This is a genomic window from Paenibacillus sp. FSL M7-1046 (assembly GCF_038007405.1).
Taxonomy (GTDB): domain Bacteria; phylum Bacillota; class Bacilli; order Paenibacillales; family Paenibacillaceae; genus Paenibacillus_AQ.
Genome location: NZ_JBBOXB010000001.1, coordinates 4367265 through 4382133 on the forward strand (window position 1 = coordinate 4367265; position 14869 = coordinate 4382133).

10 protein-coding genes are annotated in these 14869 nt (G+C 46.4%); 8 read left to right on the forward strand and 2 right to left on the reverse strand.

The annotated features are described in order from the left end of the window. The first annotated feature begins 121 nt into the window (after positions 1 to 121). The 5 genes from NYE29_RS19200 to NYE29_RS19220 all read left to right on the forward strand — a co-directional run bounded on the left by NYE29_RS19200 (position 122) and on the right by NYE29_RS19220 (position 5870). The gene (locus NYE29_RS19200; protein ID WP_340897076.1) at positions 122 to 1090 is read left to right on the forward strand and encodes an SIS domain-containing protein; all 969 of its coding nucleotides are present in this window, start codon (positions 122 to 124) and stop codon (positions 1088 to 1090) included. A gap of 15 nt (positions 1091 to 1105) precedes the next feature. Continuing rightward, positions 1106 to 1918: a fructoselysine 6-kinase gene (locus NYE29_RS19205; protein WP_076114414.1), complete on the forward strand. Its 813-nt coding sequence runs from the start codon at positions 1106 to 1108 to the stop codon at positions 1916 to 1918. Between the two features lie 92 nt (positions 1919 to 2010). Further along, on the forward strand, positions 2011 to 2724 hold the full coding sequence (locus NYE29_RS19210; RefSeq protein WP_076114413.1) for a GntR family transcriptional regulator: 714 nt from the start codon (positions 2011 to 2013) through the stop codon (positions 2722 to 2724). Positions 2725 to 2854: 130 nt separating this feature from the next. Next, positions 2855 to 4438, forward strand: a complete 1584-nt coding sequence (locus tag NYE29_RS19215; RefSeq protein WP_340897077.1) for an amidohydrolase — start codon at positions 2855 to 2857, stop codon at positions 4436 to 4438. Position 4439: 1 nt separating this feature from the next. Next, complete coding sequence (locus NYE29_RS19220) at positions 4440 to 5870, forward strand: YfcC family protein (RefSeq protein WP_076114411.1); 1431 nt, start codon at positions 4440 to 4442, stop codon at positions 5868 to 5870. An 802-nt stretch (positions 5871 to 6672) separates the two neighbouring features. Here the strand turns inward: NYE29_RS19220 and NYE29_RS19225 are convergent. Further along, the gene (locus NYE29_RS19225; protein WP_445322177.1) at positions 6673 to 7716 is read right to left on the reverse strand and encodes a PocR ligand-binding domain-containing protein; all 1044 of its coding nucleotides are present in this window, start codon (positions 7714 to 7716) and stop codon (positions 6673 to 6675) included. Between the two features lie 204 nt (positions 7717 to 7920). On the opposite strand from NYE29_RS19225, the gene NYE29_RS19230 reads away from it, so the two are divergent. The 3 genes from NYE29_RS19230 (at position 7921) to NYE29_RS19240 (ending at position 13108) form a co-directional block, all read left to right on the forward strand. Continuing rightward, a complete protein-coding gene (locus tag NYE29_RS19230; protein WP_340897079.1) occupies positions 7921 to 9057 on the forward strand; it encodes a glycerol dehydrogenase in 1137 nt (378 codons plus the stop codon). 3 nt (positions 9058 to 9060) lie between these two features. Then, positions 9061 to 10824 (forward strand): dihydroxyacetone kinase subunit DhaK, encoded by a 1764-nt coding sequence (gene dhaK, locus NYE29_RS19235; protein WP_076114407.1) that lies wholly within the window; start codon positions 9061 to 9063, stop codon positions 10822 to 10824. Positions 10825 to 10960: 136 nt separating this feature from the next. Beyond that, a complete protein-coding gene (locus NYE29_RS19240; RefSeq protein ID WP_076114406.1) occupies positions 10961 to 13108 on the forward strand; it encodes an alpha/beta hydrolase family protein in 2148 nt (715 codons plus the stop codon). An 85-nt stretch (positions 13109 to 13193) separates the two neighbouring features. On the opposite strand, the gene NYE29_RS19245 is transcribed toward NYE29_RS19240, so the two are convergent. Continuing rightward, a protein-coding gene (locus NYE29_RS19245) for an IS3 family transposase (protein ID WP_144024538.1) occupies positions 13194 to 14545 on the reverse strand; the annotation gives its coding sequence in 2 pieces (ribosomal slippage) (positions 13194 to 14158 and positions 14158 to 14545; 1353 coding nt in all). Between the last annotated feature and the right edge of the window lie 324 nt (positions 14546 to 14869).

Below are 14869 nucleotides of genomic sequence, written 5' to 3' on the forward strand. Positions count from 1 at the left end.
AGTTCTGGAGAGGAGTTTTTTTGGGTTTGGGCCCAAAGGGGGCTTGACACCTTTTTTGAAAGCGGTTATATTTATCTCGTAAGTAATACGTTATATAACGTTATACAAAGGAGAGAATCAAATGAATGTACATCAGGTAGTTGAAGCTATTCATGGAAAAGTAAACAAGGGGATTTCAGAAGTTTATTTTGTAGCCTGCGGAGGTTCGCTGGTTGATATGTATCCCTCAAAGTATTTCCTTGAAAGCGAAGCAAAAAAACTGGTAGCGGGTCTATATACAGCTAACGAGTTTGTTCATGCTTTGCCTAAACGTCTGGGTAAACAATCGGTAGTCATTGTTTGTTCTCATGGCGGAAATACGCCGGAATCGGTGGCTGCTGCACAGGCTGCCAAAGAGAATGGCGCACATACCATTGGCTTAACCCATAATCAGGAGGCCGCGTTGCTGAATTATTCCGATTATTCTTTCCTGTATGAATGGGGAGATGACAGTGACGTCAAAAACAATCCGATGGCTATCATTCTGGAGCTCGCTGTAGAATTGTTGCATGTGGCTGAAGGTTATGCACATATTGACGCTTTTCAAAAAGGCTTGCAAACCATTAACGGTATTATTAACCAGGGTAAAAAGCAGGTTGCTCCACGAGCCCGTGTATTTGCCGAAAAGTACCGCAACGAAGAGTTATATTATATCCTGACAAGCGGAGCTTCGTATGGTCATGCTTATGGATTTGCGATCTGCTCTTTGATGGAAATGCAGTGGCTTCATGCAGCGGCTATCCACTCCGGCGAATTCTTCCATGGTCCCTTCGAAGTGACCGACAAAGAAACTCCATTCATCTTAATGATTAATGAAGGCCGCACCCGTGAGTTGGATGAACGCGCACGCACCTTCCTGAATCAATATGCTGAAAAAGTCGAAGTGATTGATGCTAAGGAGCTTGGCTTAGGTGTTATTGCCGATGAAGTCGTGGAATTCTTTAATCCGGTATTGTTCTACAGTATTATCTGCGTCTACCGCGAGGCTCTGGCCGAAATAAGAAATCATCCGCTGGAAACCCGCCGTTATATGGGGAAAGTAGCCTACTGAACGGGAGTGTAAACCATGAGAGTATTAGGAATTGGCGATAATGTGGTCGACAAGTATGTGCATCTGCGTATGATGTACCCCGGTGGCAATGCACTCAATTTCAGTGTTTTCGCCAAAGGAGAGGGTGCGGATGCGGCCTTCCTCGGCGTGTTCGGTGATGATGCTGAGGCAAGGCTGGTGGAGAATACATTGCAACAGCTGGAGATAGATACCTCGCGCTGCAGACATCACAGCGGTGAAAATGGATGTGCACGTGTAACGCTGGAGAACGGGGAAAGAGTCTTTCTCGGCAGCAACGAAGGCGGGGTTACCCGACTTCATCCCATAGAACTTAGTGAAGATGATAAGGAATACATCCGCGGGTTCGATATTGTCCATACGGGGCTTTACAGCCACACCGGGCATCTGCTTGCTGAGCTGAATGAGCTGAAGATTCCTCTTTCCTTTGATTTTTCCGATGACTTTGAGGAAGAGCAAGTAGAACGTTATATCGGTAATGCCGATTTTGCCTTCTTTTCCTGCAGTCACATGACGGATGAAGCGACCCAAAGTTACATCCGTTCCAAACGCAAGAGAGAGGGGCAGGTATTAGTTGCAACACGCGGCGGAGACCGGTCTATCGCCTATGATGGAACAGCCTTTTATTATCAATCGCCGGAGTTCATCCATGCTGTGGACACGATGGGAGCGGGGGATTCCTATATTACGGCTTTTTTACTAAGCATGCTTAAGGACAGAGATATTCAAGCCGCAATGAAGGAAGGCTCACGATTAGCTGCCAAGAGCTGTCTGGTAGAGGGTTCATTTGGATTCGGAGCCCATTATTAAGGCGCACACTTATCTTTGCTTGTGAAAAAGAGGATCGTTTGTTACTCTAAGGAAAGAGTGATATAACGTTATATAACAAGTGAGGGTAAACTATGTTAAATGCAGAAAACGCTGAGCCATTATACATTCAATTGAAAAATGCGGTTCAATCCGCAATCGCCAACGGCAGCTTTAATCAAGGGGATAAAATACCTACTGAAATTGAGCTGGCCGAAACCTATAATGTGAGCCGGATTACTGTACGCAAAGCGATAGAAGAATTGGTGAGAGACGGGTATTTGACGAAGCGGCAGGGCAAGGGCACCTTTGTGAATAGGCCCAAGATCGGCCGGAAGATTGAGCATATCATCAGTTTTACGGCTGCCTGCAAAGCGAATGGAGTTTCATCGCATAGCATAGTCACGGAGAGAAAAAAGCTGAAAGCCGATTCAGATACCGCAGAGCGGCTGCAAATCCAGCCAGGTGAGTCTGTGCTGTATATTCAGCGCCAGAGATATGCCGGCGAACAACCGCTGATGCTGGAAAATAACTATTATCCGTTTGACCGGTTCGCTTTCTTGATGGAGGCTAATCTTGAAGGCTCGATATATGAGCTGCTGCGCAGCGAATACAATATTGATCCGAACCAGCCGGGAGAGACGATATTACAAATTGTCTTGGCGGACGAACCTCAGGCGAAATTACTGGAAGTTCCGATCGGCCAGCCTCTGTTTTACATGAACACCATTATTTACGACCAGTATAGTAAGCCGGTTCATGTAGGGAAGCAGTTCATTATTGGTGACCGTTACCAATTTACTTTGTGATTCATTAAAGTCAGAGTCAGCTGGAATTTCAAATACGTAAAAGCTACTGTTTCTTCCAATGATGGAGAAGCAGTAGCTACAGTATAACGTTATAAGTCGTATTATAAATTTGAACTAAGGCGGAGAGATCATGGGAGCAGCTGAACATGGTTTTGCAGAAAGAGTACTAATGTCTAGTGCCGTGTTTACAGGAAAAGAGGAGGATGCCTCGCCTGGATTCATCGCCCTGCAAGGGGAACGGATTGCCGCGGTCGGCGATCCGGCAGAGGCAGAAGCCTGGATCGGACCGAAGACGATTGTCCATCATCTGAGGGATGCTTTGATTATGTCTGGTGTGCATGATAATCATGTATTTTTTACCGGTTATATGTCCTTGCATCGTGGTGTGGATCTGACAAATGCAGCCTCTATAGAAGATGCCTTGCAATTGCTTATAGAAGAAGCGGAACAACAACCTGCTGATCGAAATGTATACGCTTACGGTTGGAGCCGGGAGTTATGGGGAAAGCTCCCAGAGCAAAGTATATTAGATAAAGCTTTTCCTCAAAGGGCTGTCATTGCCATGAATCGGACGAAAAATTATTGCTGGATGAACCAAATCGCCCAGGATAAATATCAGTTCACCCCCGATCATTGCAGTGCCGAGGCGCGTGCCAGTTTGCTGTATGAGATGATGCAGGATCGGGAATTAGTCAAAAAAGAGTTTCTGGATTTCACCCGGATGCTTGCCAAGCGGGGTGTAACCTCCATAAAAGATATAGGCTTTGACCAGCACAGCGGTTTATTGCCGGTTCTTGAAGAACTGGAAGCTGCCGGGGAACTGCCGCTGCGGTTTCATTTTGCGCTGGAACCTGTGCTGCAGCCGATTGATATTCCCGCCGGAATTCAATATAAAGAACGCTATCAAGGGGAGGTTCTCCGCTTTCAGGGATTCAAGCTGATGATAGACGGTGTTGTCGCTGATCATACAGGAGATATGCTGGAGCCTTACGCAGATCTGCCAGGAGTAACTACTTTGCAGCCGGTTGACTATGACGTAATTGAAGCTGCAGTATATGAAGCAGACAGGCATGGAATTAAGTGCTGTCTTACGGCTGAAGGGGATGCAGCAATTCGCAGGGCGGTAGATATGCTCGAAACTTGCCAGCAAAACCAGGGGGATCATCCGATTAAACATTCTATAAGTGATTTGGAATACCCTCACCCCGATGATTTAAAACGGATGGGGGAAAACGGGATTTTCGCTGAGGTGTATGCCCAGATCCTGCTGTTAAATCCCTCCTATGAAGATGCTTATATGGCGGCTGTGGCTGGAAAAGCGAATGAAAGCCGGTTCTATGATTACCGGTCCATGCTGGATGCGAACATCCCCCTAACGATTGGCACTGATTTACCTTTGTTCCTCACTAGTGTTCCTGATTCGATCTACGCGGCCACTTTCCGGTTGTTTCCTGACGGCTCACCACCTGAAGGCTGGAATGTTGAACAGGGAATGCCAGCGTCTGAAGTCTTAAAGGCATGGACCCTTAACGGGGCCAGACACTGTGGTATGGAAGAGAGCACGGGAACTTTAGAAGCGGGGAAATATGCCGATATTGCTGTATTTGACCGCAATCTTCTGGATACAACAGCTGCCGATATCAGAGACGCACATGTCGTATTAACTATCGCTGCCGGAAAAATCACCTACGACGCTTCTAGGAATGAGGGATAGAATGGAAACCTCTAAACGTAAAATAAAATGGTCTCTGCCTCATAGTTATACATTGATTTTCTTGATTATAATTGCTATTGCCGGTTTGACTTGGGTTGTCCCGAGCGGTCAATTTGACCGGCAGGAAGTCATTGTAGATGGTTCTGCCAAGACAACTATTATCCCGGGAACCTATCATTCTGTAGCGAAAGTAAGTGAAGAGGGAGATTTGCGGCAGGGCCTTGCACAAATCGCCAGTGCACCTATGGAAGGCATAATCAATGCCGCTGACGTAGTTGCCTTCGTACTTATTGTGGGCGGAGCCTTCGGGATTATTTTGCAGACTGGAGCGATTGACCGGGCGCTGATGGCCTTGGCCGGACGGCTCAAACAAAAAGGGATATTGCTGATTCCGATAGCGATGGTCATTTTCAGCCTTGGAGGTTCCACGTTTGGAATGAGTGAAGAAATAATACCTCTTTACGCCATTTTTATTCCTTTAATGTTTGCACTTGGTTTTGACTCCATTACGGCCATCCTCATCCTTTTTCTTGGAACACAGATTGGTTATGTCGGCTCCACCGTTAATCCGTTTTCGGTATTGATTGCCCAAGGTGTAGCGGGAGTGCAAGGTAATCCACAGCTATGGCTGAGATTTATTGAATGGATTGTATTCACTGCGATATCGATCGGTTTTACCATGTGGTATGCGCAGCGGGTGAAGAAAAATCCGGAGAAATCTCCTGTATTCCAGAATGACATTTTAAACCGCCAACACTTTATTAAAGAGAACTCAGGTATAGAGGTGAGCTTTACCCATCGGGATAAACTCATCATTGGCGGCTTTATCGTTACCTTGGGGTTGATTGTGTGGGGAATTATGACCCAGGGCTGGTATATGACCGAGATCGGTGCCCTTTTCTTCGTACTTGGTATTTTCTCGGGTGTGGTCACCAAGATGAATCAGAAGGAAATCGCTGAGAACTTTGTAAAGGGCTGTGGCGAATTCATCTATGCGGCAGTCATTATCGGGCTGGCCCGGGGAATTCTCGTCGTTGCTGAGAACGGCATGATTATCGACACGATTCTGAATGCGCTGGCTAACCTGCTTAAAGGTCTGCCGAACTATTTGTTCACTACCATCATGCTGGTCGTCCATAATATTATCACGTTCCTGGTTCCCTCTTCCTCCGGTGAGGCTGCATTAACGATGCCCGTGCTTGCCCCATTGGGCGATCTGGTCGGTGTCAACCGTGAAGCGGTAGTAACGGCTTATCAATTTGGCAATGGGTTGACCAATCTGATTTCGCCAACAGGTGGAGTATTATTGGCAGGTCTGGCAATCGCCCGGATCAATTTTGGGCAGTGGCTCAAAGTCATCCTTAAGCTGTTTCCAATCTTGTGGCTGGTGGCTGCAGTCTTTGCCGCGATATCTTCAGCTGTGGGAATGTAAGTACTATATAGATTGAACTTATAATTTTTCTTCTGTTTTGGGATTGGCCGTGACTACAGAGAATGTTTGGACTTCCGGCCGCTGTTAGGTTTGGATTTCCTGAAATAACCGCGAATCGCGGTAGAAATCCAAACCTAAAGGCGGACGCTACCGCTCCTACAGTTCCAAAATTCCCCTCCGCCACTTTTCCCTTTTGTCTAGTTATTAAGTTCATTCTATATGGAGGTGTCCCAAAAGTCGATTTTCTATGACCAGGTCCAATCTTCTTCTTTCTAAAAAACAGAGCAGCGATTCTCCTGTAATTGGGGAATCGCTGCTCTTCGTTTTTGCTCCATTGCGGCTTGCTTCTGCATGTTATGGGCAAGCAAAAGCCAACCGTCTTGCCTTTTCAATGTGGCTGTAAACAGCGAGTATCTGTCCTGCTTTGGTGTAGACAGTAAGCCAAAGTAAACTGGTTTGGTGGTAGCTGTTACAGCGGCCGCCCGGGAGGCAGCGTCGAAGATGGCTTCGTCCAGCCGATTCACCGCTGCGTGGGCGATTTTTTACGTTTTTAAAAGATTGCAGAAACTTTTTCTGCTCAAACAGCGGAGAGGACGGACTGACCCGCGGAAAAGCGGCAGCGGTCGCCTTTGTCCCCGGATTTTCACCGCTAAGGAGAATCAAAAAAAATCTGGGGACAACAGCGATTGGAACAACGGTCCGTTCGCGGAGCGTCCACCCATGTGCTCACGTTGATCCTGCTCAAAAAACGATGGGTGTCTCAAGCATCCGTTTCACGGCATTTGGGACACCACCTTTGCATTTAGCTGACTCCTTGATTTTCCCGATAACCTTTACGATAAAGAGCTGGTGTGATCTCTTCGAATTTTTTGAAGATTTTAATGAAATAACCCGGTTCATTGAAGCCCAGCTCATCACTGATTTGAGAAACGGGCATATCGGTCACTTCGAGCAGCTGCTTCGCCCATTTCACCTTTAGCCTTGCCAAATAAGTGGTGAAGTTTTCTCCCGTTTCCTTCGCAAAAAGTCTGCTGAAATAGCTGGGACTGATGTGACATAGCTCAGCCATATGACTTAATGTTATATTTTCACTTTTGTTATTGTAAATATAATCCCAGGCGGGTTTAAAGATCGGATTTGTACAAATACTCATATCACTGGATGTGTTTTTAAGGTAGGCATCCGCGATGGCATTGGTCATTTCTTTTTTGATCGACTCAATATTTTTTATGGTGTAGCCGGGCAGAATAGTGGAGAGGTTTAGGGCTTCATCGTTTCCGGCAGCCTTCTCGAACATTTCGACCAGCAGGTTTTTGTTGAGTGCCTCTTCGATAATATAGTTGCACAGGAGAAATAGCATGTTGGATATTTTCACGACTTCTTCATAGGTCATCGTTGGTATATCATCGTAGTATGCCTTCAATTGATTCCCTTTGAGCAGATGTGATGATTTGTTTGGCAAAGATACAATTTGCTCCAGATCTGTACCGTTCTCAGGATCGGAAAGCTTGACCTGCCCCGCCATCACAGCACCCAGGTATTTATCATCCACAGTGATCGGAATTGCAATATCTATAATATTAAAGTGGCATAGATAAACGTAAGGTGCATTTAACCGGACCGCTTCAAGCCCGCCGCGGGAATCACACTTCTGGCAAAACGGAAGGAGCTCCGGATCCTTCCGCACATTCTGACAGAAAGCCTGGCAGCTGCTGTGGCTGGTCACAGGGATTCCCTTGTAATCAACCGTCAAAATAGCCAGCTTGGTAACGGTAGCCAAGGAATCCTGAAGCCGCTTCCATTTTTTGAGATCCAAAAATTTGCTTATATTTAAGGACTCTTGCATCAAAAAAATCACCCCTCGATTTAAAATCGTATAATAAGGACCTTCTCTATGGCAAGAGGATACCATTGTTACTGCACAGTGCAAATAATTACGATTAAGAATTATAATTATTGGTTATGATATTCCACTATCAAGATCAATATCCTGCTTTATACTCTAATTAATTAATAAAATTTGTTATAAAAAACAGGAGGCGTTTGATTCATGAGAAAAGCATTCATTAGTCCAACTAAATATGTTCAAGGTGAAGACGAGTTATTAAATCTTGGCTACTTTGTAACTTCATTTGGATCCTCCGCTTTGTTGATTGCCCATCCCGATGATGTGAAACGGGTAAAGGATAAGCTCGATGCTACGTCTAAGAAGTTTAACATTACCTTTGTTGAAAGCGGTTTTAAAGGAGAGTGCTCACGTCAGGAAGTCGCCAGATTACAGGCTATTGCGACAGAGAAGGGCTGTACCTGCACAATCGGCCTGGGCGGAGGCAAAGCGATTGATGCGGCCAAATGCGTGGCCCAGGGGGAAGCTCTGATCATTTGCCCGACGATTGCCGCTACCGATGCGCCTACCAGCCATTCAGCCGTACTGTATACACCTGAGGGTGCTTTTGATGATTATGCCTATTTCAAGCAAAGTCCAAGTGTTGTTTTGGTAGATACGACGGTGATAGCCAATGCGCCTACACGCTTTCTTGTGGCGGGGATGGGGGATGCTTTGTCCACCTATTTTGAAGCAAGAGCGACCTCCAAGTCTTATTCGAGAGTGAACGCCAGTCTCCCCATGGGCTCAAGAGAAGGCCACTGTGCCCCTGCTGTAGGCACGAACGCAGCGCTCGCTCTCGCAACCCTATGTTATGAAATGCTGCTTAAAGACGGGGCGAAAGCGAAGATAGCCAGTGATAGTAATGTGGTTACACAGGCGCTGGAGAATATAGTGGAGACTAATATTTTGTTGTCGGGGCTTGGTTTTGAAAGCGCAGGCTTGGGCGGCGCACACGCGATCCATGATGGTTTAACCATTCTGGAAGGAACACATTCCTACTATCACGGGGAAAAGGTTGCCTTCGGCACACTTGCCCAACTGGTGCTGGAGAACGCCCCGACGGAGGAATTGCATCAGGTTCTGGATTTTTGTCTGGAGGTAGGGCTGCCTGTGTGCCTGGCGGATATCGGCGTAGATCATATTACGGCTGAGGAACTGCTTCAAGTCGCTGAAAAAGCCTGCATTCCTGAAGAATCCATTCATGCGATGCCATTCCCTATCACAGTAAAGGAAGTTGCAGCTGCGATTGCCGCGGCAGACAAAATTGGCCAAAACTACAAAACAGCCCGGGAGGCCTAATCCATGAAGAAGATCATCAATCAGCCGGAGAACACGGTCATTGAAATGTGCAATGGCATTGCCATGGCTCATCCGGAGCTTGAATTTGTGAGGAAGTATAAAATCATTAAGAAAAAAGAAATCAATGAAAACAAGGTCAGCTTGATTAGTGGTGGCGGCAGCGGACATGAGCCTGCCCATGCAGGGTATGTGGGGAAAGGCATGCTGGATGCAGCGGTGTGCGGAGATATTTTCGCCTCCCCGTCCCAGATTCAGGTGTATCAGGCCATTCAGGCAACCGCCAGCAATAAGGGTACCTTGATGATTATAAAGAATTACAGCGGTGACATGATGAACTTCAAGAACGCAGCTTTTTTGGCTGAAGAAGACGGAATCGAAGTAGATTATGTCCGGGTAGATGATGATATTTCGGTACAGGACAGTTTATATACGGTAGGACGCCGGGGAGTTGCCGGAACTGTACTGGTGCATAAAATTGCCGGGGCGGCGGCAGAAGAGGGCTGGAGTCTGGCGCAGGTGAAAGCCGCTGCGGAGAAAGCGGCTGCAAATGTTCGCAGCATCGGTTTCGGATTAACCTCATGTACGGTTCCTGCCAAGGGAACCCCCACCTTCGAAATTGCTGAGGATGAGCTGGAATATGGCGTCGGCATTCATGGGGAGCCGGGAATCCGCCGCGAAAAAATCGCAACTGCCGATAGTCTGGCAAAACGTATGGTGGAGGCACTTTTAGCGGATTTAAAGATCGGGGGCGAAGCTTCTTCCGAGATTGCACTACTCGTTAACGGGTTTGGGGGAACTCCGCTGCTGGAGCTGTATCTGTTAAATAACGCCGTGACCCGGGAATTAGCAGAGAAGAAAAATATTAAGATTTGTAAAACCTTCGTCGGAAACTATATGACAAGCATTGATATGGCCGGAGCCTCCATCACTCTTCTGAAATTGGACGAAGAACTGAAAATGCTCTTATTCAAGGAAAGCGATACCCCTGCCTTCAAAGTTTCAGGGCCTACGGAAAGCGTTCCGTATGTTGATATTGCTCAGGACAATCTCACAGAATCATCCGTATCCTTTGAGACAGAAACACCTGAAGCATATGCCAAGATCAATGGCGATACCTTTACACTCGATAATTTCGTCTATCTGTTAGACAAGATGAGCGAAATCATTATTAGAAATGAAGTTCCGTTCTGTGAACTGGATTCACATGCCGGTGATGGCGATTTCGGGATGAGTATTGCCAAAGGATTCCGGCAGTTGAAGCGGGAGTGGAAAGATATTCTGACACATAGCCAAGCGGACATTGGGAGCTTTCTGAATGCTTGTTCACTGGTTATTATGGAATATTGCGGAGGGGCTTCCGGGCCAATCTGGGGTTCTGCATTCCGTTCAGCGGGTAAGGCTGTTGGTGCGAAAACAGAAATAAGTGTTTCTGAATTTGCTGACATGATGCAGGCCGCTGTACAAGGCATACAAACAGTCGGTGAACGTTCATTCGGGCGTGGAGCCGTGGTGGGGGACAAAACCTTGATCGACGCTCTTGTGCCTTGTGCAGATTCCTGGTCGAAGAGCAGTCAGGCCGGAGATGATTTCAAAACCGCTTTTGTGAAGGGTGCCGATGCAGCCATTGAAGGAGCCAAAAAGACAGAAGCTATTGTGGCACGTATGGGACGCGCAGGCACTGTTGGCGAAAGAAGTATTGGATATCCGGATGCGGGTGCCTATGCGCTTGGGGTTATTTTTAAGGAGCTTTCGGATCAATTGAAATAAAAAGATTACATGCTCAAAAGGTATCAGCGTTAGATCTCTTAGCGCTGCTATACCTATTGTGAATATTGATAACGCTTACATTCGAAGGATTCTGATGATATAACCCCATAAGTTCAAGACAAAGGAGCTATCTATAATGAGTAAAATGGTTTCGCAATTAAAAAAACCACAGGGCTTGCTGGCCTTAGCCTTGAGTCTGATCATTCTTGGCAGTCTGATCGCCAATATGTTTAACACTTCATTTTACTCGGTGAACGTGAAAGAAATTAAATTCAAGGCGGATCATGGCACACTTTCCGGGCTGCTCTATACACCCGATGGGGCCGGTGCAGAGGATCCCAGACCGGTAATCATAACGACACATGGCTATCTGAACACCAAAGAAATGCAGGATGCTCCGGCGATCGAAATGTCCAGACGGGGTTATATTGTCCTGGCGCTTGATATGTATGATCATGGTGATTCGCGCTGGGAAAGTGACATCCCCGTGAAGGACTTATTCGGCACCTTCTGGGTTTATTCCCAATTTGACGCGTCCAAGTACATTTTTGAACAGGATTATACCAAAAAAGATGATAAGGGTAACGCATATGTCGCGGTCAGCGGCCATTCGATGGGCGGATTCTCCTCATTAGTAGCTATGTACATGGATGAACTGACCGCGCTACAGACCGGACAGCGCATGATTTATGCCGGAATTTCTGCAGGTGCCGATTTCTCTTACGCCTCCGCGGTTGCTCCTCAGGATCAGATTCAAGCTGCTTTTGGCAGCCGGACGGTAGGCATGATTGCGGGAAAATATGATGAGTTCTTCTTCAATAAATCTGATGATGAAAAGAGTGCGACAGAGAAGAAAGTACAGGGGACCGTTACTGAAAAGGATTTTGCGGCAACGATCTCGGGCAAAGGGTTCCTTGGACTTGCCGCGGACAATCCGGCTGTAGAGACGGGAAAGTTCTACACTGTAGAATCTGGAGAATTGAAGCTTGAAGATAAGGTCGTTCGTCCAGCGCAGAGCGGTGAGCATATCTTATTTACACCTAGCCAGACTCACCCGTGGAACCATTTTTCCAAAACTGCAACCGCCAACTTTATTGATTTTTATGCTCATGCCTTTAAAGGTGTGACCTCACCCAACCAGACAAACGCCGGCCTTGGTTCAGGCAATCAAATCTGGTGGGTGAAAGAAGCGGGCAATGGGATAGCATTAGTGGGCTTCTTTCTACTTCTGGTTCCCTTGATCAGCTTACTGTTGAAGGTTCCATTCCTGAAGCGTTCGGTCACGGCTTCCACAACCACCGTAGGCGCGCCTTCAACCGGGATGCAGAGAATCGCCTATTGGGCAGCCATTGTGTTCTCGACGTTGTTTCCGGCCCTATTGTTCCCTACATTAATGGATAAGCAAGCGGATGGACTGAATGTTCTGAGTGTAATTTCCGTGATCCTGCTGGTCATTTGTTTGATCGCAGCCGCCGCAGGCTTTATTCTGGCCAATAGCCAAAAGGCGAACCCGGATGCCCGCGCCAAAATGAAAAACATAGGCATAGGAAGTGCGTTGCTGGCGGTAATTTCGCTTGTTATGTGGATCGTCTTTGAGAAATCGGGTCGTATTCTCCCGACCAGTTCTTACTTTAACGAACCTACAACAAACCAGATTGGATATTGGGCGCTTGTCTCCGGTCTCATCATTGCTTTTATAACCTGTGCGTTCTACTATTTCTCGAAAAAGCAGGCGGGTACGAAATTCAGCAGCTATGGTATCCATCTGAACTCTATTACCATCATCGCCAGCTTGTGCACTGCCATTGCTGCTGTGTTTGTCGGTTACCTGCTGCTGTTCGCCGTGCAGGCAGTAGCTGGCACAGATTTCCGTTTTTGGACCTTTGCTGTACGTACCTTTGAAATCGAGCATTTGATCACGGGGCTTCGGTATATGCCATTTTTCTTTATTTACTACTTTGTCAGTGTTGTTGCACTAAATGCCAATACAAGAGGGCAAAAAAGGGGGTATCTGCTATCCATTATTCTGAATGTGGGCGGACTTATTCTTTGGATGGCCGCTCAATATGGCAAAGATTTCATTACGGGTGTTGCGCTGTATCCAGGGCAATCCTTAAACGGTATTCTGTTGTTCGCTATGGTGCCGCTTCTCGTAATAGCTGCTGTATATGCCCGGAAGATTTTTGAGAAAACTAACAATGTGTGGCTGGCCTCCTTCTTGAACACGATTCTGTTCACCATGATTACAGCAGCGAATACGGCAATGTTCTGGAATCTGGTTTAGATCAACGAGAGACAAAATTAAAGAAGGTCCCGGGCTATTAGCTGAACTGTGACCGTATTTGTGGAAAGTTTAAAAAAGAAGACCTTTAAGAAGCGGTTAATAGGTGACTCCTGAATTCATCGGGAGTCATTTTTTTTAATGCCCATTGATATCGCTCGGAGTTATAGTAGGCGATATAGTCATCCACCCTTGTTCGTAATTCCACGAGAGTCATACATGACTTGTACTCCAAATCATCCTTCATATGGCCAAAGAAGCTCTCGATGGCGGCGTTATCCCAGCAGTTTCCTTTCCGTGACATGGACTGTGTAAACCCAGCTTTGTGTACGAGAAGGCGGAATCTAGGATGAGTATAGTGCATTCCTTGATCCGAGTGTAACAGAGCTTCTGGATGAATATTGCCATCCAGTCGTTCAAGTAGTTTCTCCAGTGTTCGTTCTACAATTGGCATGGCCAATGACGAAGAGAGGTAGTGAGCTAGAATCTGTCTCGTAGCCCCGTCTTTCACCACGGATAAATAAGCACATTGTCCATCGCCATAATGCATATAGGTAATATCCGTCAGTAGCACTTTCTCGGGCTCTCTTTGGTCAAACTGACGCTTGAGTAAGTTGGGACACGTTTGGTGCTCTTGTGTGGCTTTTGCCATCTTCCGATAGGGATTGGCTTGCCGGATCGTAGCAATGAGCTTATATTTTCGCATTAATCTTCGAATTTTCTTATGATTCATGATGATACCGTTCTCCCGTTCCAGCCTCATCTTCACGACCAATGCTCCTGCTCTACCATTTAAAGCATCATAGTGTTTCTTGATGAGGAAAGCGTCACGCTCGTCCGCTTCCTCTCGCAACTGTCTGGCTTCCTCAACAGCTTGCCAACGGTAATATCCGCTTAAGCTCACACTGGCTAGCCTGCACAAATAACGCGTCACTCGCTGCAAACCGTGCTTACGTATCGTTTGGTTAATAATTTCAAAGCGCTCGGAGGGTGTCAATGTTCCCTCTGCATCTTCTGCTTTTCGAGCGCCTCTAGCTTTTTTAAAAAATCGTTCTCCATCTCCAAAAGCTTGATTCGTGCCTCTGCACGTTTGAACTTTTCCTCGATAGAAAGTTCTCCAGCTGGTCGTCTGCCCGGGGATCCCTTTCCTCGTTGTTCCTCTAGTAATCCAGCATCTCCCAGAGCATTGTACGTATTACGCCAACGGGTTAGGCAATGCTTAGGCTTCTTGCGACCGATAATATCTACGTCAAATCCCGCACTAAGGAAGATTTCCATTGGAGTTTGACCCTCCTTATAGGCCTTAACCGCAGCCAACTTAAACGTTGACGAATAGGTGATACTCTTTTCCGTCACGTTCTCTACATTTGGATTGTTCTCTAGTAGTTTAATCTCTTTTTCGTTGAATATTTTTGAGCTTCCTCTTGTTTTATTATTCATGAAGGCTTCCTCCGCTATTTCGCTATTTCGCTATTTCGATTAAAACACAAATGACCCATAAGAGGGTCACTTTTTTCAAAGTTTCCATCTTACGGGTCACAGTTCAAGCGTAGCTGCGGGACTTTTTTTAAAATATAAAAATTTATATGCTTCACGCTATAAATTATCCTTCTATTTCTCGCTGAAACGGATACCGTCCTTTTGAGGACGGCGAAGCCATTTCTACTTGGTGTTTTAAAGAAAACGGAATGAATTTAATGATTTTACACTGGTGTTCGGAGGATGATTTTGATAGGTTAAGCCGTAAGAACAGTTCAATACCTG